This window comes from Granulicella arctica (assembly GCF_025685605.1).
Classification (GTDB): Bacteria; Acidobacteriota; Terriglobia; order Terriglobales; family Acidobacteriaceae; genus Edaphobacter; species Edaphobacter arcticus.
Genome location: NZ_JAGTUT010000001.1, coordinates 1,572,247 through 1,595,309, shown reverse-complemented (window position 1 = coordinate 1,595,309; position 23,063 = coordinate 1,572,247). Strand labels below are relative to the sequence as shown.

Here is a 23,063-nt window from a genome sequence, read left to right as displayed (position 1 = left end):
ATGCACATCCTCATCATTGCCATGGGATCGGCTGGGGATGTTCACCCCTTTCTAGGCTTGGGGCGCTCCTTCGCGAATCAGGGTCATCGGGTGTCAATCTGCGCCAGCCCAGCGTTTGAGGCAGTTGTGGAACGCTCCGGCCTTCGGTTTCTGCCCCTCGGAACAGCCGAAGAGTACCACGCGGCAATGAGCAATCCCGCACTCTGGAATCCGCGCACCTCATTCAAGGTGCTGTGGAAGATCATGGCGGGGTACATTCGCCCGCTCTACAATCTGCTCCAGGCAGAGGTCGACAGTGAAACCGTCTTGGTGGGATCGCTTTGGGCGTTTGCCGCGCGCATGATGCAGGAGAAGTACGGTGTACCGTACGTCTCAGTGCAGGTTTCGCCATCGACATTTCTCTCCGCAAAGCTGCCGCCGGTCCACAAGCGCTTCTCCATTCCGGCAAGCTGGCCGTATGGCGCCCGTGCTGGTCTCCTCTGGGCAATTGAGCGCGGCGTACTGGATCGCATCTGCGCCCCCGCACTCAATCGCGAGCGTGCCGCGGTAGGCTTGCCCCCCGTCAAACACATCCTCAGCCGGTGGGTGCATTCCCCGCAGGAGGTGATCGGGCTCTTTCCCGAGTGGTTTGCGCCACCCCAGACGGATTGGCCGCAACATGTCACCCTTACCGGCTTCCCCCTCTTTGACGAAGGGGAGTTCCGCGAAATTGATCCGGAACTCGAAGAGTTTCTCGTCGGTAAAGCGGCACCCATCGTCTTCACGCCCGGCTCAACGATGGTCGACACAATGAAATTCTTTACAACGGCTGCGAACACACTCCAGAAGCTTGGGCAGCGCGGAGTCTTCCTTGCGAAGGCTGGTGAACCGATGCCGTCGCTCCCCCCGAGCATTCTTGTTCGATCCTACGTGCCGCTCAGCAAGCTGCTGCCCCGAGCGAAGATGCTTGTGCACCATGGCGGAATCGGAACGATGTCGCAGGCAATGGCAGCAGGAATTCCGCAGTTAGCCATACCGTTTGCTCACGACCAGTTCGACAACGCTGCTCGCTTGGTGCGACTCGGCTGTGGGCTGCGACTGGATGCGCCCGTAGCTGCACCGCAGCTTCTCGCGGCGCTTACGCGACTCTTGAATGAGAAGAGTTTCCAGAAGAAATGCACCATCATCCAACGCTTTGTCGCAACGGGCGAGGTCTCCTGCCGAAAGGCCCTGGTCGTCATCGAGACAGCGGCAAGAAGCTCGCAAAAAGTCGTTGCGGCAGCAGCAGGACCACATCTGGTGCTCGCATGACGCAAGACGCCAGGCAGACACCGGGCACTCTGGCTGTGCTTTTTAATCCGACGGAGGAGCACGTCGACAATCTCCTTCTTCTAAAACGTCTCTGCAACGATGTCGTCGCCGTCGACAACTCGCCCCTGCCCGACCTGAAGCTTCATGTGCTGCTCGAATCGCTAGGTATCGATGTCGTCGTCAACTCAAATCGAGGCGGCATTGCCGGTGCCTTCAACAAGGGCATGGAGCGGCTGATCGAAAAACAGTGCACGCTGCTGTTTACGTTTGACCAGGATTCGGTTGTTCCGGAAGACTACTTCCTGAAAATGATCGAGGCGAGCCGCAAGCTCGGCACGCCGACTTTCCTGCTCGGACCAAAGATCTTCGACATCAACGTCGATCGTTACATCCCGCTCCTGGTGATGAACCGCTTTGGTGTAACGCTGACGCAGATGACGGATGAAGATCGAGGTTTGGTTCCATGCTCCTCAATGATCTCGTCCGGCTCGGTGATGTCTGCAGAGACCTACCGTGTAGTGGGTGCCTTCCGCGAAGACTACTTTATCGACCAGGTGGACACCGAGTACTGCTTTCGAGCATTTCGTAAGGATGTGCCCGTATACATCAACACCGCTCTTGTCATGAAGCACGAGATCGGCAAGCGAGTCGATCGCAAGATCGGATTCTTCAACTTCATCCAGTGGAACTACATCCCGTTGCGCCAGTACTACTCCGCACGGAACTGCATTCATGTCTCGCGCCTGTATGGCCGCAGCCTGCCATCCGCGCTCCTCATCAACCTGATCACGCTCGGGCAGTTCATCTCAGTGATCGTGTACGAGAACAACAAGCTTCGCAAGCTCGGTGCGATGAGCGCAGGCGTAATTGACGGACTCCTTGGCCGCTATGGATCGATTGAGGCATGTCAGCCCCTCGTCTCGGCGCTCTGCACAGGACGTCCACGCTTGAAGCAGGCCTGAAGTGATGGGAGGAGATCGCCAATGGCAGCTGCTGTAGCCGCAATCGTTACGCCCCTCACCACCCGCGAAGTGCTCAGCATTCGCGTGGTGCGCCGCATGTGGTACGCCCTCATCATCAGCACCTTTGGCGACTTCCTCGCGCTCTTTGCCGTCCTCGGCATCGTCTCCTTCAAGATGCACGCAGCTGCGGAACAGGTCACCTGGGTGCAAATCGCCGCACTCCTTCCCATCGTCATCATGGGGCCACTTGCGGGTGTGTTTGTCGATCGCTGGCCACTAAAGCCGACGCTCGTAACCAGCGACGTCGCGCGTGCCGGACTCACGATGCTCCTGCTCTTCGCAACCCATCTGTGGCACTTCTACCTGATCCTCGCGCTCATCAGCATCGTCTCCGGCTTCTTCGGGCCCGCGCAGCAATGCACCATCCGCACCTCAGTTCCGGCCGAGGGCATGATGGCGACGAGCGCCGTGATGCAGCAGGCGATCTTCCTCGTGCGCGTCATCGCGCCAGCTATTGCTGGTCTCTTGGTTGCATCGTTCGGAGCAGTCTCCTGCTATCTCATCGATACAGTCAGCTTCCTTGGCTCCGCCCTGCTCATCGCTTCAACGACCATCATGCGCCGCGCTCCGATGCCGAACGAAACGTCCGAGGACACCGCTCGAGGCGTCCGTAAGGTATGGCTCGACATGCGTGTCGGCTTCGACTTCATCGTGCATCGTCGTGCAATCCTGTTCGTCATTCTCGCGCTCGCGGCCGCCGTCTTCACACTGGGCTGCTTTGCTCCGCTGATCGCCATCTATGTTCGAGAATGCCTGCATGGCACAACGCGCAGCTTCGGCATCATCAGTTCCATGATTGGTGTTGGCATTCTCTTCGGCTTCTTTGCGGTGCAGCACCTTGCCAAAAAGTATGCCAACCAGGAACTCGTCTTCGGCGGCTTGATGGGCATGGCCGGAGGCCTCCTAGTTCTCGCCAGCATCTCGCAGATCGCCTGCACGATCGCAGCGGCGTTCTTGATAGGCTTCTCAGTCGCAGGCATTCTGCTGCCGGCACAGACCCTGATTCAGCAGGAGACGCCAGAGGAACTGGTCGGCCGCGTCTCAAGCACCGGCATGTCGATCGTCTTCGGAGCCCAGGTCGTCGGACTCTTTCTCTCAGGCCTGCTGACGCGTTTCCTCGGAGTGCGTGAAGTCTTCCTGCTGAGTGCCATCTTCCTCATGGGGCTTGTCTTTGTCGGTCATCTCTCGCTACGCCGTCAGCTAAGCCGCAGGGTTGCTACTGTCTAGACCGTCGATAGCTGCAACGCCTCTTCTAGAATTTGCAGCGCCCGTTCCTGGATAGCCTTCGCATCATGCTGCGCCAGAAAGCGCTCATTCGAGATAAACGCAAGCTCCATCGCCCCATCAAACGAAGACATCACCAGCGTGTTCGCGTTCCTCCACGGCACGGCTACCGAGGTCCCGAGTATTGCTTCCAGTTGAAAGGCCTCATACGTCGTAGGAATAGCGATACGTCCAACATTCGAGAACGCTACATCGTGGCCCCCTTTGCTCGACTGAAGAAAACTGACGATCTTCGAAACATACGACCGCATCCGGTCGCCGACCATGAGGTCTTCATAGACATTCATCTGCTTGATCTTTTCTGTGATTGATTGCTTCATACGGCGGCCACGCGTCCAAAGATCCGCATCCTGCTTCTTCTCGAGCGAGAGAGCAATAGTCGGCGCAAAGGAAAACATCATGTCGTCCTTGACGGCAGGAGTAAGCCTGCGAATATCGACCGGGCACATGATCTTGTTGCGAGCGGCCTTACCTTGAACCTCACGGAACGCCTGGAGATAGGCCACACATAGTGCCGCATAGGGAGTCGTCTTCTCGGCCTTGCATCGACCGCTGATGACAGCCGATCTCTCCGCATCACCAAACCAGTAAAGGACGTACGGCTTGCTCTCCGGCAGAACTGCTTTCCTGCGCGCAACAAGAGTCAGGAATAGTTTGTAGAGCGCCACCTTGCGCTTGACGCCCCGTACGATTGCAGGATTCGCCAGGGTCTCTGCTGGCACTAGATCTTCGAACGACCTATAGGAGTCGTACGGCGTCAACTCCGTCGCCGGTTGATCAGCGACCTGCAGGACCTCCCGCATCAGCGTGATCAACGAGCCACCATCACATACGCAATGATGCGCGACAAACATCAACTCGGAGACCTCATCCGACCTGATCCAGACAAGCCGCAGCAAGGGGCCTGCCTTCATGTCGAAGGGACTCTTCCACTCCGCTTCCGTGATTGCCTGCCAGTCATCTGCCGCGTGCCGCTCCATAATGCGCAGCGGAATCTCCGGGATCTCCGCGTCAAAGACAAACCACGGCTCACCCTCTTCTTCTGTGACGCGCGCTCGCAGCAACGGATGCTTCGCCTGCACCTTCGAGAGCGCCGCCCGCAGCTTCTCAGGGTTGAGCGAGCCACGCAGCCGAGCCGTAATGACACAATTGATCGGCGTCACGCCATCGATGTACATGAAGCGCTCAAAGAAGAGCATCCTGCGTTTCATGCTTCGATCCAATCTGACATGCAATCCTTTTTCATACGAAGAACGTGGACTCCATTGTCCATCCCGTCAGCGTCGGATGCAAACGGTTACTGATCGGTCACATGCGAAGCACTCTTCATCAGCCCGACAAACATGGCGTTGAAGCGAAGTGCATCCAGATCGGTCTGGACATGCACTAGTTGCAGATCGAGCGGGGGCTTACCCGCCGCTGCCCAACTGAGCGTATCGCCATAGGTTGGCCCACGCGTGCAGTCCACATCGATATACAGCTTCTGCTCTTTGGTGATAATCGCCGGATCGAGCCAGGCCGCTGCGGCAAGCTCATCCCAAAGGTAGTAGAACTCGTGCGTGTACTGCACGAGGTAGCGCGCAGCAGGGCTCGGCGACGTGCCGATCTCAGCCAGCATCTCCTTCGTGAACATCGTCTTGATCGAGATATCGACCGTCGTCAGATCGATGCGCGGCCAGTGCGCGCGCAGCGTAATGTGCGCCGCCTCCGGATCGAACCAGAAGTTGAACTCATGGCGCGGACTATTCGCAAACTCCGGATCACTCGTCTGCGGGCTGAGACTCCCGCCCATGATCACAATCCCCTGCGTCAGCGCCGCGAACTGCGGATCGATCGAGACAGCGAGCGCAATATTCGTCAGCGGTCCAGCCGCGTAGATCGTCACCTCGTGCGGATGAGCGTGGACCTGCCGAATAAGAAAGTGAGCTGCGTCCTCACTCGAAGGCTTGAGCGTAGGTTCGCCCTCAACAAGCCGCGGCAGCTCAAACGGCGGATGATAGGCCTGCTGGCTCGTGTGCGCCGCAAGGTCGCCCCACGCCCCATACCAAGGCAGTGTGCCGTAGAGCTTCTGCTCGATCTTCGCTTCCTCTTCTGTGCGCACAAGTGGGAAGACCGCACCCGGCACCACCGGCACCTCAGGCATTCCAGCCCTATGGATCAACTCCAGCATCCGCAGCGTGTGCTGCACCTCTTCAGGCTCCCACGCATTGCCGCTCACCATCGTGATGCCCAGCACCTGCACCTGCGGCGCCTGGAGCAGCAGCATCATCGCCATCTGGTTCGAGCCCGCAGGCCCGGAGCCATCCTGATCGATCACCACGAGCCGCTTCGGTTCGGCAGCAAGCGCCACGGTCGCACAGCAAAGCAGCGAGCAGAGAAGACTGGAAAGTCGGTTCATGTGTCTCGCTAGACTACCAGCGCAGCGCATCAGATCGGCTGCTGCGCCTTCATGTCCGCGCCCTTGGCCTCTTTGCCGAGGAAGGCAATCCCTGCCACCAGCAGCGCCACAACGAAGACTGTCACCGAGAGAACCACGCGGAAGTTTCCACCAAAACGCGATGCCGCCAGTCTCGCCTGCAGCACACTGTTACGCGATGAGAGCAGGTTGCCAAGCTGATATGCCAGCCCAGGAAACGTCCCACGTACGGGAGCAGGCGATAGCTCATTCAAATGCGCCGGCACCACGCCCCACGCGCCCTGGACCATAAACTGCATCAGAAACGCGCCGAGCGAGATCAGCACCACCGTGTGTGACCACGCCCAGATCGGAATCATCGGGATAGCCAGCAGCGATGCCAGCAGGATTGCCTTCCGCCGTCCCAGCTTCTCCGACCACGCACCGAAGCAGATGCCGCCCAGCAGCGCGCCCACGTTGCCCACACTCGTAATGAACCCCGTAGCCCTCGGCCCGAACGCGTGATTCTTCTCAAGGAAGGTCGGATAAAGATCCTGCGTTCCATGGCTGAACGAGGTAAACGCCGTCATCAGCACCACAAGGAAAAGAAAGGTCGGTGCATAGCTCAGCAGACTCTTCCAGAGCGAAGGTCCCGGCTCTGCCGATGCTGCCACAGAGATCTTGCCAATCCGCTGCGTCTCCAGCCACGCCGGTGACTCATCGACCTTCGACCGGATATACAGCACCAGGAACGCCGGTATCGTCCCGATCACAAACATCCCGCGCCAACCGACATACTGGAACACCAGCGCATAGACGATCCCCGCCATCAGGTTGCCAACCACGTAGCCTTCCTGCAGCAGTCCAGAGAAGAAGCCGCGTCCCTCAGCCGGCAGCGTCTCAAACGCGAGCGCTGCCCCCACACCCCATTCACCACCCATCGCAATTCCGAAGAGCGCGCGAAAGAGCAGCAGCATCCGCAGCGATGGCGCAAACGCCGACGCAAGCTCAAATACGGAGTAGCAGATGATGTTGATCATCAGCGTCGGTCGCCGCCCGTACTTATCCGCCATCCGACCAAAAAGAAATGCCCCGACCGGCCGCATAGCCAGCGTCAGAACAGCGCCTCGGTCACCTGTGTCACCTGCGCATGGAAGTCCTTCGCGATGGCGCTGACACAGAAGACCAGGATGAAATAGTCGAACGCATCGAGCGACCAACCTAGAAAGCACGCGATAAACGCGTTGCGCTGTGAAGCCGTAAGCCTGCGAATCTGGTCGGTGATCTTCACGCATGTCTCCTGGTCTGCCTAAGCTACACCATCGGCGTCGGCGGCCTTCGCGCTTTGACCAAATGAAAGCAGCATTTACGTTTCGTTACTGTGTGGGTTACTATCGTTTCACTCTAACGCAGGAACCTCATCTGCCTGCCGTTCGAGCTACTTCCTCAAACCAAAGCTGTTGTTCTCAAAGTGTGTTTCACCGGTACCGGTGTCAGACTTCAAGGAGACTTCATGAAATTGAGCGGTTATTTTCCCCTGGCGTTATTCCTCACAACTGCTCTGCCCTGCGCTGGTCTCCTCGCGCAGAGTGCAACCACCCCTCGTTCCATGGTCACCGAACGCATCGACGCAACAAAGCTCATCACCCTCACCGGAAATGTCCGCTCAGCCGCCACCGCCGAGAATGACTTGGGCCCCGTCGACGCCGGCCTCCCGCTCGACCACATGCTGCTCCAACTTCAGCGCTCTCCCGATAAAGAACAGGAGCTCGTCGCCTATATCGACGAACTTCACACCGCCGGTTCGCCGAACTATCACAAGTGGCTAACACCGCAGCAGTTGAACCAGCAATATGGTCCCGTGCAGAGCGACATCGCCGCCGTCACCGCGTGGCTCTCCACCAGCGGCTTCACCGTCAACAGCGTCTCGGTTAACGGCACGGTAGTCGACTTCTCCGGCGATGCCGCAACGGTCAAGAAAGCCTTCCACACGGAGATCCATCGCCTCAACGTGCGCGGCGTAGACCACATCGCCAACATGCAGGACCCGCAGATCCCCGCGGCCCTCGCCGGTGTCGTCAAAGGCGTCGTTTCGTTGCATGACTTCCTGCCGCACGTCCTGCATAAGAACATCGCCGCTGCCCACGTCGACGCGCACAGTGGTGGAGTGATCGCCGCGAATGGCGTCACGCCGGGCTACACCTTCACCTCGAGCGGCAGCACCTACCAAGCCGTTGTTCCCGGTGATCTCGCCACCATCTATAACCTCAACCCGCTCTTCACCGCAGGCATCTCCGGGCAGGGCCAGACCATCGTCGTCATCGAAGACACCAACGTCTACTCGACCACCGACTGGTCCACCTTCCGCAGCAAGTTCGGCCTGTCCTCCTACACCGGCGGAAGCTTCACGCAGGTGCATCCCGGCAGCAACTGTAAGAATCCCGGTGTCAACGCAGCCGATGGCGAAGCCATCCTCGATGCCGAATGGGCCAGTGCCGCCGCCCCAAGCGCCGCCATCGAACTCGCTTCATGCGCCGACACAGCAACCACCTTCGGCGGCTTGATCGCGCTTCAGAACATCGTCAACGCCACCAACCCACCGAAGATCGTCAGCATCAGCTATGGCGAGTGTGAAGCCGAGAACGGCGTGGCAGCCAACGCTTCGTATAACTCGACCTACCAGGCGGCTGTGGCGGCAGGCATCTCGGTCTTTGTCTCCTCGGGCGACGAGGGCGCGGCCAGCTGCGATGCAGACCTTGCGAAGTCCACGCACGGCATCGCTGTCAGCGGCTTCGCCTCAACACCCTACAACGTAGCGGTTGGCGGAACCGACTTTGGCGATAGCTACGCGGGCACCAACAGCACCTACTGGAACGCCACCAACACGGCGACCTTCGCCTCGGCTAAGTCCTACATCCCCGAAATTCCATGGAATGACTCCTGCGCCAGTTCGCTTCTCTCAACCTACAACGGCTACAGCACACCCTACGGCACCAGCGGCTTCTGCAACTCGTCCACAGGCAAGGCGGACTACCTGACCACGGCAAGCGGCAGTGGCGGTCCGTCAGGTTGTGCCACCGGATCAGCTTCAACCTCCGGCGTTGTCAGCGGAACATGCAAGGGCTATGCCAAACCGTCATATCAGACGCTGCTTGGCAATCCAGCGGATAGCGTGCGCGACATTCCCGACGTCTCGCTCTTCGCAGCCAATGGCGTATGGGGCCACTATTACGTTTACTGCTATACGGATACCCGCAACGGAGGCGTCTCCTGTGCAGGCGCACCCAGCACCTGGTCAGGCGCTGGAGGTACGTCCTTCGCATCGCCTATCCTTGCCGCCGTCCAGTCTCTCATCAATCAGAAGACGGGCAGTGCGCAGGGAAATCCCAACTACACCTACTACAAGCTGGCAGCGACGGAGTACGGCTCAACCGGCAACGCCAACTGCAACTCCACCAACGGCAACGGCATTGCAAGCACCTGCACCTTCCGCGACGTCACGCAGGGCGACATGGACGTCAACTGCACTGGCACCCATAACTGTTACAAACCCTCGGGAACGAACGGTGTTCTCTCCACCTCAAACACCGCTTACGTTAAGGCCTATGGCACCGGCACCGGCTGGGACTTCTCAACCGGCATCGGCACCATCAACGCAACGAACCTCGTCAACAATTGGCCAAAGTGACGATCAACCGCAGGGAACAAAGTAAATGGGAGCCACTTCTATCGGCTCCCATTTATGTTGCTCAGCACCTAAACCTTAGCGACCGGCCACTTCCACTCACGAATCTCCGGCCGATCGATCCCGTTCTCATGCGCATACGCAATGCTCGCATTGATCTCGTCCTTCAGCCATTCCTTCGTATGAGCACCCTTCTTCTGCAGCCATGGCACGCGATCAATCACGTCGATCGCCAGATTAAACCGATCTACCTGGTTCAGAATCGCCAACTCCAGCGGCGTGTTGATATTGCCCTTCTCCTTGTAGCCGCGCACATGGAAGTTGTCATGATTCTTCCGCTTATAGGTCAGCTTGTGGATGAGCGAAGCATACGCGTGAAAGTTGAAGATCACCGGCTTATCAACGGTGAAGAGACTGTCGAAGTCCTTCTCCGAAAGCCCATGTGGATGCTCCCGCTCCTGCATCAACCGAAAGAGATCGACCACGTTGACGAAGCGAATCTTCAACTCCGGGAAATGCTCCCGCAGGATCGCCGTAGCCGCCAGTGATTCCGACGTAGGAATATCCCCCGCACACGCCATCACAACATCCGGCTCAACCCCATCGTCATTGCTTGCGAAGTCCCAGATACCGATGCCCTTCGTGCAATGCGCGACAGCGTCCTCCATATTGAGGTACTGCAGATGCGCCGCCTTGTCTGCCACGATCACGTTGACGTAGTTCTCACTCTTCAGGCAATGGTCTCCGACACTCAGAAGACAGTTCGCATCCGGCGGAAGATAGATGCGCGTTACCTCGGGGCTCTTGTTCGTCACCACGTCGAGGAAGCCTGGGTCCTGGTGCGTAAAGCCGTTATGATCCTGCCGCCACACCAGCGATGTAATCAGCAGGTTGATGGAGGAGATCGGCGCACGCCAGCGCAGCTCCAGCTTGCTCTTCTCCAGCCACTTCGCATGCTGGTTGAACATGGAGTCGATGATGTGAACGAATGCCTCGTATGACGAGAAGAATCCGTGCCGACCCGTCAGCACATAGCCCTCGAACCAGCCCTCAAGCGTATGCTCGCTCAACATCTCCATCACGCGCCCGTCGACAGAGAGTTCGCCGCCATCCAGATCCTCCGGCAGTTCCTTCGCCATCCACGTCTTCTTGCTTGCCTTGTAGATCTCCTGCAGCTTGTTCGACGCCGTCTCATCCGGCCCGAAGACCCGGAAGCTCGTCATATTCTTTCGCATCACATCGCGCAGAAAATGCGCCAGCACGTCGGTCGGCGACAACTCAAGCTGTCCCGGCTCTTTCACATCAACTGCATAGTCCTGAAAGATCGGCATATCAAGCGGCTTGCGCAACAACCCGCCATTCGCATGCGGATTAGCTGTAATGCGCCGATGCCCCTTCGGGGCCATCTCCTGCAACTCCGGTCGTAGTGTACCCGCCTCGTCGAACAACTCCTCGACCTTATAGCTACGCAACCACGTTTCCAGCGCCGCAAAGTCGCTCGCCTTCGTCTTCGGGTCAAGAATCGGAATTTGGTGCGCGCGCCAGAACCCTTCCACCTTGTGCCCATCGACCTCTTTCGGTCCCGTCCACCCCTTCGGGCTGCGCAGAATGATCATCGGCCAACGTGGTCGTGTGCAGTCGCCCGTCTCTCGCGCATGCTTCTGGATCGCCTTGATCTCGAGCACGCACTGCTCCATTACCGTTGCCATCTTCTCGTGCATCAGCATCGGGTCGTCGCCTTCGACCACGTACGGCTTCCAGCCGTAGCCCTTGAAAAGGTCGTCCAATTCCTCCGCCGAGATGCGCGCCAGGATCGTCGGATTGGCGATCTTGTACCCGTTCAGGTGCAGCACCGGCAGCACCGCGCCATCGCGAATTGGATTAAGAAATTTATTCGAGTGCCAGCTCGTCGCCAGCGGACCCGTCTCCGCCTCACCATCCCCGACAACCACCGTCACGATCAGGTCAGGGTTATCGAACGCCGCGCCAAATCCATGCGAGATGCTGTAGCCCAACTCGCCGCCCTCGTGGATCGATCCCGGTGTCTCCGGCGTGCAGTGGCTCCCAATCCCACCCGGGAACGAGAACTGCTTGAAGAACTTCAGCATCCCCGCCTCGTCCCTGCTTTTATCGGGATAGACCTCCGAATACACGCCCTCAAGATAGCTGTTCGAGAGCGTAGCCGGGGCTCCATGCCCTGGTCCCGAAAGATAGATCAGGTCGAGGTCGTACTTCTTGATCAGCCGGTTCAGATGAACCCACGTAAAGCTCTGGCCTGGATCGGAGCCCCAATGCCCCAGCAGCCGATTCTTGATATGTTCGACCTTCAGTGGCTCGCGCAGCAGCGGGTTCGCCCGCAGATAAAGCATTCCCGCGCATAAGTAATTGCAGGCGCGCCAGTAGGCATTGATGCGCCGTAGCTCATCGCTCGCAAGGGTCGGTGACTTCGTCGTCTCAGGTGCAGTCAGCTCGGTCGTGCTCATAGGGATGAAACTCCTTTGTACAAAAGACTCTAGTCCGTGCGCATGAAAATGCAGCGTGACGCCCGTCACTTACACCCTGGACATCGCCGCCACGTGGGTTGCAATCATCCGATCTTCCTCAGCCGGAACGACGCTAATCGCGACCGGCGATCCCTCTGCGCTGATGCTGCGCAGGCCCGACTTCTTTTCCTGATTACGGGATGTATCCAGTTGGATGCCAAGAGTCTGCAGCCCATCAAGAATCTCCTGCCGCGACGCCGCATCATGCTCCCCAATGCCGCCAGCGAACACCACTGCATCCAGCCCGCCCATCAGCGCCAGGTAGCTCCCGATCGCCTTGGTTACACTGCGGGTAAATACCTTTACCGCCAGCCCGGCCCGCTCCGCCCCGCGATCCGCCGCAGCCCGTAACGCCCGCATATCGCCGCTGCCAGCAGGCGTAAACGCCGCCAACCCCGACGAGTGGTTCAACATCTTCTCAACAGCGTCGACATCGCCATCATGGTGCCGCAGGAGGTACATCATCAGCCCCGGGTCAAGGTCTCCCGGCCGCGTCGCCATCACAATCCCGCCCGTCGGCGTCAGCCCCATCGACGTGTCAATCGATTTGCCCTCGAGCACCGCTGTCACACTGCAACCGCCCCCAAGGTGAGCGATTACCAGCCGCTTGGGAAAGTCTCCTCCCGCCTCGCGAAGCTGCACCACAATCGACTCGCACGACAGCCCATGAAATCCATACCGCCGCACACCCTTGCCCGCATACTCAGCAGGCAGCGGATAGGTGCTCGCCTCCGCAGGCATCGTCTCGTGGAAGACCGTATCAAAACACGCGTAGTGCGCAATAGCCGGAAACTTCGCCTGCATCGTCTCGATCAGCTTTACCACTGCCGGATCATGGAGCGGCGCAAACTCCGCAGCCGCCCGCAGCTCCTTCAAAACCTCATCCGTGATCCGCTGATGACCCTTCAGCCGAGCCCCCGGATGCACCACTCGGTACCCGATCGCCTCAATCTTCGGCACCTCGGGCCCCATCACGGCGCGCCCCACAAACTCAACCGCCTCCTCAAGCGACCCGATCCGCGCCTTCGCTCCCGGCGGCGCAAGGTCGTGGCCATCCGCGTCACGAAACGAAAACTTAGCCTCTGAGCCGCCAATCCCACTCACCTCGCCCTCAAAAACGGACACAGGCGTAGACCCCTCTTCAGCATCGAAGAAGGAAAACTTGATCGAAGTCGATCCGCTATTAAGAACAAGTATCTGCATTAGCCTGTTTGAGAAGCCATTCGTCTCCTCCGGTTGCACGGTGATCGAGATTGTCACGGAACTACAACGAAGCCGCGCCGCGCAACCTTGCACCCCAACCGTCATTCCACTATAACCACCTGTATTCACCTTTCCGGTGTGAGGGACCACGGAAGCATGTCGACCCAGAAGGTGATCGTCAGCGGGTACGAGGTCAGCCAGATACCCGAAGCCTTACTCACCAGCACCTCGCCCAGCAACACGCCGCCGCCCGCAAAGCTCACCCCGGCCATACCGTGGTGGGCCCGCATCGGCCTGTCCCTCGTCGCGCTCTGCTTCCCTCTGCTCTGCATCGTCACCGTCATTCTCCGCATCGCCTTCCGTGCGGAGACCCCGCGCATCAAGTTCGCTTGGACCGGCTTTCTTGCCACCCTCCTGATCGTCAGCGGCCTGTTCATGCTGCTCGTCGGAACCATCGCCTTCTACATCGCGCCCGCCCCCATCATCACCGGCTCCGGTCTCGCCGACCTCGACGAGCGCGCCAGCTTCCCCACGCTCCCCACGCCCACCGCCCTCACTAGCGTCGAAGCCTCCGCTAAGCTCAAGCCCCTCGTCATCGTCGTCTCACCGTCTGCCACCCGCCTTTGGAGCCACGCCCAGACCGACGCCCCCTCCAACACCTTCGGCGCGGGCGAGCTCCTCCACGCCGATAAGGATGGCTACCTCTTCGTCACCGCCAAGCACGTAGCGCAGCTTCCACTAGGCCGCTTCGGCGCTAAGGCCTCGCACGTCCTCCTCTCCACCCAGGAAGGCACCTGGGGCACCGCCGACATCATCGCCACCGCCGACCAGCTCGACCTAGCGCTCCTCTGGCTGCCCCGCCATACCGGCACCCTCGCCTTTACCCAACCCCTCACCGCCATCAGCGACGGAGCCGCCGTCTTCGTCATCGGCCATCCCGAAGGCCTGAAATACACCCTGAGCACCGGCATCGTCTCCGGCTTCCGCGATCAGGCGATTCAGATCTCCGCCGCCGTCAGCCCCGGCAACAGCGGCGGCCCGGTCTACGACGATCACGGCAACCTCGCCGGTATCGTCAGCTCCAAGTTCGACCGCAACCAGGACGCCAACGCCGAAAATCTCAGCTTTGCCGTCAAGCCCGCCGCACTCCTCACACCCGACGTCTGGCACTTCGCCGCGGGCGGTCGCGACCGCCTCCAGAGCTACATCAACGCCCTTCACTCCACGAAGTAGTCAGAGAGAAACCATGGCCACCCTCAACGTCACCGTCTACGACTCCACTGAAAACAAGCGCGTCCCCGCCGAGCTACCCGACGACGCTCCCTGCAACAAGATCGTCGCTGTCCTCGTCCAGAAGCTCGCCCTGCCCATGAACGGTCCCGACGGCGCACCCCTCAGCTACAAGTTCCACCACAAGAACTCCGGCCGTCAGATTCAGGACACCCAGACCCTCGCTGACGCAGGCGTCAAAGACGGCGACATCCTCCGCCTCCAGCCCGAGATCACTGCCGGCTAGCATCCTGCCTTCTTGTTGTCATTCCGCAGCGAAGCGGAGGAATCTGCTTCTCCACCGCCACTACAGAGGACGCATGACCACCGAGACCATCCACATCGGCGCAGACCTCGAAGAAGACCGCTATAGCCGCTTCCGCCTCATCCCCTGGTGGGATCAGGAGAAAATTCGCACCGCCCGCATCCTCGTCATCGGTGCAGGAGCCCTCGGCAACGAGATCCTGAAAAATCTGGCACTCCTCGGCTTCCAGCACATCGTAGTCACCGACCTTGACAGGATCGAAGTCACCAACCTCTCCCGCGCCATCCTCTTCTCAAACGAGTCTATCGGCCACTTCAAAGCCGACGTCGTAGCCGCAGCCTACGAGAAGCTCCTCCCCGAAGCCGCTGTCACCCCCATCGTCGCGAACATCCTCCACACCCTCGGCCTCGGCGTCTTCCTCTGGAGCGACCTCATCCTCGCCGGCCTCGACAACCGCGAAGCCCGCCTCTTCATCAACCGCGCCGCCTGGAAGGTCAATCGCCCGTGGATCGATGGCGCCATCGAAGGCATCAACGGCGTAGCCCGCGTCTTCCTTCCCGGCCAGCCTCCGTGCTACGAGTGCACCCTCGGCGCCACCGATTGGGCACTCCTCGAAAAGCGCATGTCCTGCAACCTGCTCCTTCACGAGGCCGACACCGCAGGTAAAGTCCCAACCACCCCTACTATTTCCTCCATCATCGCGGGCATCCAGACCCAGGAAGCCCTCAAACTCGTCCATGCCCTACCGACACTAGCCGGGCAGGGATTCGTCTTCGAAGGCCTCAACCACAGCTCCTACAAGGTCGACTACACCGAGAGCCCCGACTGTCAGAGCCACTACACCTTCGACCGCCTCATCAAGCTCAAGCAAGAGTCCTCAGAGCTAACGCTGAGTCAACTCCTTAGCATCGCCCAGCACGACCTCAACACTACCGAAGCCGCCATCGACTTCAGCCGCGAGATCATCCACAAGCTCGTCTGCCCGCACTGCCACGCCGAAGAGTCCGTCTTCAAACCCGTAGGCTCGCTCACCTACCAGCAGGGTCGCTGCCCCATCGACAACACGCCTCGCATCGTCCAGACTCTCTCCGGCTTCCAAGGCCAGTCCGAACTCGCCGACCTGACCCTCAACCAGCTGGGCCTGCCCCTCTACGACATCTTCACCGCCCGCTCCACCGAAGAAGGTCGAGACGACGAGATCGCCTACCTCATCGCCGGAGACGCCTCATCAGTTCTCGGCCAGAACGCGGAGGCCGCATGACCACCCCAGCCGTCCAGATCAGCGCCGAAGTCACCCGCCAGATCCGTCAGCACGCCCGCTCCAGCATGACCACCGAGGTCTGCGGCGTCCTCATCGGCGACCTCCTGCCCGGCTCGGAAACCGACACCACCATCTTCGCTGCCATAGCCGCTGTCAACGCCACGCAAGCTGGCACCCACGTCACGTTTACGCAGGATGCCTGGGAGCACATCTACAAGGTCAAGGATGCCGACTACCCCGAAGCCCGCATCGTCGGTTGGTACCACTCGCACCCGGGCTTTGGCGTCTTCCTCTCCGAGCACGACACCTTCATCCAGGAAAACTTCTTCTCCGCACCCAATCAGGTCGCCTGGGTCTTCGATCCGCACACCGACGAGGAGGGCTGCTTCGGCTGGATCAACGGCAGTATCGCCCGCCTCACCGCGCTCACCATCACTGACAGCCAACCGCCCGCCAACGTCTCCGAAAGCCGCGAACTGACCTCGTCCAGCGACCCCGACCTGCAGGACGCCGACCCCGACGAGACTCCCACAAAGAAGAGCAGAATGCGCATCGGCCATCCGCCGCGCTGGCTCCGCTGGACTGCCTCGATCTCCGCGCTCGCCGCCGCCCTGCTCGTCGGCTTCACGGTCTCGCATATCCTCTTTCCGGCGATCTATCCACTTATCCTGCCCATGAATCCTATGACGGGACAGCCCTTGATCCACGACCCGAAGACAGGCGACGCCGTCTACATCGACCCTCGGACGCAGCGCTACCTTACACTCGACCTTCACTCCGGCAAGCTCACGCCGATTGATCCCGAGGCGCTCAAGGCCGCGCAGCCCGCGCCAACCGATAACCCATTCCCGCAGCAGCCTCAGCCTGCCCCTATGACACCCGCGCCATCGCCTCAAGACACTCCCAGGGAGAAGAAATGAGCGAATCTCCACAGCCCGATCCCAACACGATCAAGATCACCCTCGACGATCTTGAGGCCATCACTCTCCCAAGCCCGGCCGCAATCGCGACGACCTCCACCTCCGGCACAAGCATCTACGGCACCATCAACGACATGCCGGACGACCCAACGCTGCCCGCAGAGAAGCCCAGCATCTGGCTCCAGGGCTGGCTCTATCTCGGCAGCGCAGGCCTCCTTGGAGCACTCGCCGGCTGGGGCATCTGCGAGCATGCGTTCGTAGACAACGGCACCGGTGCCAAAACATGGGGCAACATCTGGCTCCTCCCGCTGATCGTCGCCCTCATGTGTGTCGCCTTCGGCATCGCCGAAAGCTTAGTCGAACGCTCCGCTCGCAAGGGCCTCATCCGCGTTGCGATCGCCCTTCCGCTCGGCATCGTCTTCGGCTTCATCTTCGATTTCATTGCCAACCTTATCTACAACATCGGCCTCGGCATTCTCGGAGCCGCAGGAGTGCAGTCCTTCCACAACCCCGCCGTTTGGCTCGTGCGCGGCATCGCGTGGATGGCCTTCGGAGCAGCCGGTGGCCTCGTCTACGGCATCATCGGCAAGTCCGGGCGCAAAGCAGGCTACGGCGCCCTCGGCGGCGCACTTGGAGCCCTCCTCGGCGGAGCCATCTTCGATCCCATCGCCTTCCTCATGGAACGTCATAGCGCCCATGGAGCCGCCCACAGCGCTGCCCCCAGCCGAGCCATCGGCTTCGCCCTTCTCGGCATGGCAACCGGCATCGCCATGGGCCTTGTCGAGTCCGCCCTTAAAGATCGTTGGCTCTACGTCACCGCAGGCCCGCTGGCCGGAAAACAATTCATCCTCTATAAGCCCGTCACCACCCTCGGCTCGAACCAGCAGGCCGACATCTACCTCTTCAAAGACGCCGAGATCCTCCCTGCGCACGCCACCCTGCTCCTTAAGGGCTCCCGCATCCACGTCGTCCCTACCGGAACGGTCTACGTCGGTGGCAGCCCCATCCGCGGAACCCACGTCCTCCAGTCAGGATCTATCCTCCGCATCGGCCGCTACGGCTTCCGCTACCAGGAGAAGCAGCGATGACCGAGACCGCCGCTGCCGTCTGCCCCTACTGCCGCGCCGGCTTCGAAACCGCCGGAGCCAACGGAGAACCTGCGGACGAAGTAAAGCTCTGCTCCGCCTGCAACACCCCGCACCACGCCGACTGCTTCGCCGAGAATGGTGGCTGCACCATCTTTGGCTGCACCGCCGCCCCAGCCGACGAAGCCAAGATCAGCATCACTCCCACCGACTTCCACCCACCCCACCTCGCCCCGCAAGGAAACTCCTACTACAACCTCAACGCTCCCGTTCCACCGCCTTTGCAATCCGCTCCGCCACCACCACCCATGCCCGACGGCAGCTTTCCATCTCCACCCCCGGCCATCGTGCCCTACTATCAGCCGCAGCCCTTCCCGGCCTACGCCTACGGCAGTTACGTCAAGCCGAAGAGCCGCGTAGCCTTCGTCCTCCTCGCCGTCTTCCTCGGCAGCTTCGGTGCCCATAACTTTTACGCTGGCTACACCAAGAAGGCGGTCATCCAACTCTGCATCACCCTCTGCACCTGCTTCTGGGCCTCCGCCATCCCCTGGATCTGGGCAATCATCGAAGCCTGCACAATAAATGTTGACGACGACGGGGTGCTGCTAAGCTGATTCACACACCAGCTAGGAGAAGAATGTGACCTATCAAATCTCGCGTGACGGCCAGGAGTTTGGCCCCTACTCCCTCTCCGATGTACAGCGCTATGTCGGCACCGGCAACATCCTCCTCACCGACCTCGCCCGCGCCGAAGGCTCCACCGACTGGCTCCCCGTCTCTCAAGTTATTGGCACTATCGCCGTCGCACAGCCGCAGGCCGCCGTCCCATACGCCGCCATGCCGCAGTATCCCGACGCCCCAAACCTCCACTGGGCTCTAGTCTTGCTCTTCGGCTTTCTGAGCTGCGGCATCTTCATCATCGTGTGGGAGTTCATCCAGACCTCCTGGATGAAGCGCGTCCAGCCCGACACCAAGGCACTCCTCTACAACATCGCCTACGTAGCCCTCTGGGGACTGAACATCGCATTCTCCATCGGCAACGTCGCGATTACCGCCTCGAACAGAGCGGGCGCAATCGGCTCCCCGCTGATGTCCAGCATCTCCCTGTTGATCACGCTCGGCTACATCGTCCTGCTCATCGTCTACCGGTTCGCCATGCGCAGTTCAATGGAAAAGCACTTCACCACCGTCGAACCGATCGGCCTCACCCTCTCCGGCGTCATGACCTTCTTCTTCGGCTGTCTCTACTTCCAATACCACTTCAACCGCATCAACGAGATCAAGCGCGCCTACCGCATCTCCAATCCCTACTAAGATTCAGTCATGGCCTCACCCCGCATCCGCCGTCTCAAGCTCGACCACGACGCCCTCAAGCACCGCTTCGCCGACTGGCCGCTCATCCAGATCACCGGCACCGCTGGCATGCCGCCCGAGGTCTACCGGATCACCTATGCCATCAAGGGCCTCTACGTTAACCCGCAGGGTGAAATCCACGAGCGCAGCTCTCACCTTATGGAGATCAATCTCTCCCTCGACTATCCTCGCCGTGCCCCGCAGTGTCGCATGCACACCCCCGTCTTCCACCCCAACTTCGACGACGCCAGTGTCTGCATCGGCGACTTCTGGGCCGCCTCCGAAGGCCTCGATGACCTCATCATCCGCATTGGCCGCATGATCGCCTACCAGGAGTACAACACCCGCAGCCCCCTCAATGGCCTCGCAGCACGCTGGGCCGCCGAGCACCCGCAGCTCCTTCCGCTCGACCCTCGCCCCATAGCTCCGCCCACCGCCGCGGCCGTAGAAACTCCCGCCCCCTGGTCCGCCCCTATCAGCATCGCCGAGTAGCGCGGGCGCTAACCCGTCTGCGCCTCAATCGCTGCCGGAGGCGCCACAACCGCGCCCCCACGCATCAGCCCGATCACCGCCTGTGCCAGCTTGTTTCGCATATCCAGCCGATCACCCGCCCGCGTCACATACCGGATCACCAGGTCGATCCCCGCCGCCGCAGGCCGCATCTCGACCGACGGCGTCGCGCTGAACTGCGTAAACACATTCTGCTGCGTCGAGCGTTTCCACTCCGCTTCGGCCAGCGCCGTATCCTCCGCCGTCTTCTCCACCAGCATCGCCCGAATCCGCTCCATCACCGCAAAGCTGTCCTCACTCGCCGGGCTGTTGACCGTAAGCTCGTCCCACATCCACTGCCCATTTGTCGAGAAGTTGAAATATTGCCCCGACATCGCAAACTTGTTTACAAACGAGATCCGCCGCCCCGTCGGGTGTCCCTTCTCCGTCCAGTTGCCCATCTCGAGCAACGTCGTTCGGAACAGCCCGACCTCCACCACCTCGCCGCCCACGCCCGAGATTTCGACCCAGTCCCCAATCCGAATCCCGTTCCGCCCCATCAGCACAAACCAGCCGAAGAACGCCAGAATGTGATCCTGGAACACCACCGTCAGCCCAGCCGTAGCCAGTCCGAGGATCGTCGGCACCTGGCTCGGTGGTCCAAAGACCACCAGCAGAATCAGCATCAGCGCCGCCAACTGCACGACCAGCCGCAGCACCGTCAGCAGCGTGTGCATGCTGCGCAGCTCGGATTGCGTGCGGTTCTTCATCCGGCGCTCCACCAGGATCTGTACCAGCATCCCCGTTAACCCGGCGCACAGCACGATAAAGGCGATCCACGCAAAAGACTGCAGAATCAGGTGAACCACGATCCGGTGCTGCAATTGCACCTGCGCCAGCCATTTCGCATAGTTGGTGGAAAGTTCCTTCTGGCCCTCGATGCGATCGTCCAGAATACCGAGAATGTTCTTCTGCGCCTCCAGCCGGCGGAGCGAAATCAGCCGTGAAGGCCGAGCTGCCACAACCGTAGGAGCTGCGGTCGGAGTACCCGCGATAGTCGCCGGCACCGGGGCGGCCGCCGGAGCGTTCGCCTGCGCCCGGTCCGCATTCATCCTCGTAGTCAGCGTGGCAGCCTTCTGCTGCAGCGTCGCATATTGAGCCGTAAGCGTCTTGGCATCAGCGTCCGCCTGCGTCTTCGCCTGCTCGATCAGGCTCTCCCGGCTTAACTGGTCAAAGTAGCCCTTCAGCCGTCCCGCCAGCGTGCCGTACCGCCGCGACGAGATCACCGCCGTCTGCCCACCATCCGTGTGCTCGTCGTACTTCTTCATCCCGGCGTCATGCGCCGCCAGCTCTTCCTGGATCTTGCCGCGCTGATCCCCGCTTACCACCGCCAGGTTGTTCTGCGTATCCGTCAGCTCATCGGTATCAAGCGAAAGCTGGGCCTTCGCCACATCAAGCTCATCGTCGTCCACGCCCGGATTGCGCGCCTTGGCGCTCGCCACCAGCGCATCGACGCCCGCCTGGTCGTCCTTCACCGTCTGCTGCAGCGCTGTCACCTTCTGCGACACCTCCAACGCCTTGCCCGTAAGTGTCCTGTTCTCAGCATTAGCCTGCCGCAGCGCCATCGCGAACGCCTGATCGACCTCATGGTCCGCCACCCGCAGCGACTCATGCGCAAACGCCTGCTCCTCCGCCGAAACCGCCAGTGGCGTCAGCGCCTGCGCTGTCTGCAGCGGCAGCTGGTCGACGATCTCGCTGCTCCGAGAGCCCGGTCCCTTGCCGTTCTTCAAAAACTGCAGGTTCGCCATCGCGCCCTGCGTCAGAAAGCTTCCCACCAGGCAAAGCACCAGCACCACCGCCGGGATCACCAGAATCAGGCGTCGTTTATCGGTCATTCAAACTCCAGAACGTCACCTTCAGGATAGCCGCCCAGCCGTAATTGCGTCTCCAACAAGCCACAGACACTTCGAAGACAAACACCAGACAGTCTTTTCCCTGCATTCAGCCGTCAGAGTGTAGGTAGGAAGAATTCAGGAAGGCGTCCAAAGAAGCGATGAGATCCACCTGTTACACCCCGGCTCCTGCCTCGATCATCATCATGCGCATCCTGCAGCTAGTCTTTTGTTGTCTTCTCCTCGCGACTCCAGCAGCCTTTGCCGCCGCAAGCTATCCAGCTGCCCTCGACCGTGGCTACCGCGACCTTTACAACCTCGACTTCGCCAGCGCCCACACCACCTTTCAGCAATACGCGGCCAGCCACCCCGAAGATCCCATGCCCGTCGCCTCCGACGCTGCCGCCTATCTCTTCGGAGAGTTTGACCGCCTCCACATCATCGACGTTCAACTCTTCGCCGATCAGGACCGCTTCGATCACCGCTCGAAGCTCACGCCCGACCCAGCAGTCCGCAGGGCTTTTGACGACCGCACCACCCAGGCAGGCCGCCTCGCCGATACCGCTCTCAGCCGTAACCCGAAGGATGCCAACGCCCTCTACGTCAAAACCTGCATCAGCGGCATGCAGTCCGACTACGCCCTCCTTATCGAGAAGCGCGATCTCGCCGCTCTCAACCTCAGCAAACAGTCCAGCGCGCTCTCGAAGCAGGTCCTCGCCGTCGATCCCACCATGTACGATGCCTACCTTGCCTCCGGTGTCGAAAACTACATGCTTAGCCTCAAGCCGGCCCCAATCCGCTTCTTCCTTGGCATCACCGGCTCCGCCACCAACAAGGAAGAGGGTATCCGCCTGCTCCGCATCACCGCCCAGCAGGGTCATTACCTCGCCCCGTTTGCCCGCATGATGCTCGCCGTCGCCGCCCTCCGTGACAACCGCCCGCAGGAGGCAAAAAACATTCTGGTCGCTCTCTCGAAACAGTTTCCCCGCAATAGTCTCTATCAAAGGGAGATCGCCCGCATCCCCCAGTAACTTATGATGTCTCTGGGGAACGTTTTCTCTCCTCCCCTCCTCTCTGTCAGCCCAGCCTGACACTTACCGCTTTACT

The 23,063-nt window shown here is 60.4% G+C and carries 20 protein-coding genes; 13 read left to right on the top strand and 7 right to left on the bottom strand.

Annotated elements, in window-relative coordinates; genetic code table 11:
• Genes OHL20_RS06490 through OHL20_RS06480 form a run of 3 tightly spaced genes read left to right on the top strand, consistent with a single transcriptional unit; the run spans position 1 to position 3,539 of the window.
• Positions 1–1,290, top strand: coding sequence for a glycosyltransferase (locus OHL20_RS06490; RefSeq protein WP_263382385.1), 1,290 nt, complete (start codon positions 1–3; stop codon positions 1,288–1,290).
• Entirely contained in the window at positions 1,287–2,252 is a 966-nt protein-coding gene (locus OHL20_RS06485; protein ID WP_263382384.1) for a glycosyltransferase family 2 protein, read from the top strand. The genes OHL20_RS06490 and OHL20_RS06485 overlap by 4 nt, the downstream gene beginning before the upstream one ends.
• Positions 2,253–2,273: 21 nt before the next feature.
• Positions 2,274–3,539 carry an MFS transporter gene (locus OHL20_RS06480; protein WP_263382383.1) on the top strand — a complete coding sequence of 422 codons (1,266 nt, stop codon included), beginning with the start codon at positions 2,274–2,276 and terminating at the stop codon, positions 3,537–3,539.
• On the opposite strand, the gene OHL20_RS06475 is transcribed toward OHL20_RS06480, so the two are convergent.
• From OHL20_RS06475 to OHL20_RS06460, 4 genes are all read right to left on the bottom strand, one after another.
• On the bottom strand, positions 3,536–4,807 hold the full coding sequence (locus OHL20_RS06475; RefSeq protein ID WP_263382382.1) for a condensation domain-containing protein: 1,272 nt from the start codon (positions 4,805–4,807) through the stop codon (positions 3,536–3,538). The two genes, OHL20_RS06480 and OHL20_RS06475, sit on opposite strands and share 4 nt — an antisense overlap.
• Positions 4,808–4,893: 86 nt before the next feature.
• Positions 4,894–5,994 carry a nucleoside hydrolase gene (locus OHL20_RS06470; RefSeq protein WP_263382381.1) on the bottom strand — a complete coding sequence of 367 codons (1,101 nt, stop codon included), beginning with the start codon at positions 5,992–5,994 and terminating at the stop codon, positions 4,894–4,896.
• A gap of 29 nt (positions 5,995–6,023) precedes the next feature.
• Entirely contained in the window at positions 6,024–7,064 is a 1,041-nt protein-coding gene (locus OHL20_RS06465; protein ID WP_263382380.1) for an MFS transporter, read from the bottom strand.
• 41 nt (positions 7,065–7,105) lie between these two features.
• Positions 7,106–7,282, bottom strand: a complete 177-nt coding sequence (locus OHL20_RS06460) for a hypothetical protein (protein ID WP_263382379.1) — start codon at positions 7,280–7,282, stop codon at positions 7,106–7,108.
• A 222-nt stretch (positions 7,283–7,504) separates the two neighbouring features.
• On the opposite strand from OHL20_RS06460, the gene OHL20_RS06455 reads away from it, so the two are divergent.
• Positions 7,505–9,679 (top strand): S53 family peptidase, encoded by a 2,175-nt coding sequence (locus tag OHL20_RS06455; protein ID WP_263382378.1) that lies wholly within the window; start codon positions 7,505–7,507, stop codon positions 9,677–9,679.
• A 68-nt stretch (positions 9,680–9,747) separates the two neighbouring features.
• On the opposite strand, the gene OHL20_RS06450 is transcribed toward OHL20_RS06455, so the two are convergent.
• Both OHL20_RS06450 and OHL20_RS06445 read right to left on the bottom strand, forming a co-directional pair.
• Positions 9,748–12,159, bottom strand: coding sequence for a phosphoketolase family protein (locus OHL20_RS06450; protein ID WP_263382377.1), 2,412 nt, complete (start codon positions 12,157–12,159; stop codon positions 9,748–9,750).
• A 69-nt stretch (positions 12,160–12,228) separates the two neighbouring features.
• Positions 12,229–13,422, bottom strand: a complete 1,194-nt coding sequence (locus OHL20_RS06445; RefSeq protein WP_263382376.1) for an acetate/propionate family kinase — start codon at positions 13,420–13,422, stop codon at positions 12,229–12,231.
• Positions 13,423–13,578: 156 nt separating this feature from the next.
• Here OHL20_RS06445 and OHL20_RS06440 point away from each other — a divergent pair, with 156 nt between their 5' ends.
• From OHL20_RS06440 to OHL20_RS06405, 8 genes are all read left to right on the top strand, one after another.
• Entirely contained in the window at positions 13,579–14,655 is a 1,077-nt protein-coding gene (locus tag OHL20_RS06440; RefSeq protein ID WP_263382375.1) for a S1C family serine protease, read from the top strand.
• Positions 14,656–14,668: 13 nt separating this feature from the next.
• The gene (locus OHL20_RS06435) at positions 14,669–14,938 is read left to right on the top strand and encodes an EsaB/YukD family protein (RefSeq protein ID WP_263382374.1); all 270 of its coding nucleotides are present in this window, start codon (positions 14,669–14,671) and stop codon (positions 14,936–14,938) included.
• Positions 14,939–15,011: 73 nt separating this feature from the next.
• Positions 15,012–16,217 (top strand): HesA/MoeB/ThiF family protein, encoded by a 1,206-nt coding sequence (locus OHL20_RS06430; RefSeq protein WP_263382373.1) that lies wholly within the window; start codon positions 15,012–15,014, stop codon positions 16,215–16,217.
• Entirely contained in the window at positions 16,214–17,137 is a 924-nt protein-coding gene (locus OHL20_RS06425) for a Mov34/MPN/PAD-1 family protein (RefSeq protein WP_263382372.1), read from the top strand. Before OHL20_RS06430 ends, OHL20_RS06425 begins: the two co-directional genes overlap by 4 nt.
• The gene (locus OHL20_RS06420) at positions 17,134–18,225 is read left to right on the top strand and encodes an FHA domain-containing protein (protein WP_263382371.1); all 1,092 of its coding nucleotides are present in this window, start codon (positions 17,134–17,136) and stop codon (positions 18,223–18,225) included. Before OHL20_RS06425 ends, OHL20_RS06420 begins: the two co-directional genes overlap by 4 nt.
• The gene (locus tag OHL20_RS06415; protein ID WP_263382370.1) at positions 18,222–18,836 is read left to right on the top strand and encodes an NINE protein; all 615 of its coding nucleotides are present in this window, start codon (positions 18,222–18,224) and stop codon (positions 18,834–18,836) included. The genes OHL20_RS06420 and OHL20_RS06415 overlap by 4 nt, the downstream gene beginning before the upstream one ends.
• Before the next feature lie 25 nt (positions 18,837–18,861).
• Positions 18,862–19,536, top strand: a complete 675-nt coding sequence (locus tag OHL20_RS06410) for a DUF4339 domain-containing protein (RefSeq protein ID WP_263382369.1) — start codon at positions 18,862–18,864, stop codon at positions 19,534–19,536.
• Positions 19,537–19,545: 9 nt separating this feature from the next.
• Complete coding sequence (locus tag OHL20_RS06405) at positions 19,546–20,067, top strand: ubiquitin-conjugating enzyme E2 (protein ID WP_263382368.1); 522 nt, start codon at positions 19,546–19,548, stop codon at positions 20,065–20,067.
• Positions 20,068–20,075: 8 nt separating this feature from the next.
• Here OHL20_RS06405 and OHL20_RS06400 read toward each other — a convergent pair whose 3' ends face one another.
• Complete coding sequence (locus OHL20_RS06400) at positions 20,076–21,959, bottom strand: mechanosensitive ion channel family protein (RefSeq protein WP_263382367.1); 1,884 nt, start codon at positions 21,957–21,959, stop codon at positions 20,076–20,078.
• A gap of 158 nt (positions 21,960–22,117) precedes the next feature.
• Here OHL20_RS06400 and OHL20_RS06395 point away from each other — a divergent pair, with 158 nt between their 5' ends.
• Entirely contained in the window at positions 22,118–22,987 is an 870-nt protein-coding gene (locus tag OHL20_RS06395; protein WP_263382366.1) for a TTC39/IML2 family protein, read from the top strand.
• Positions 22,988–23,063 lie beyond the last annotated feature (76 nt).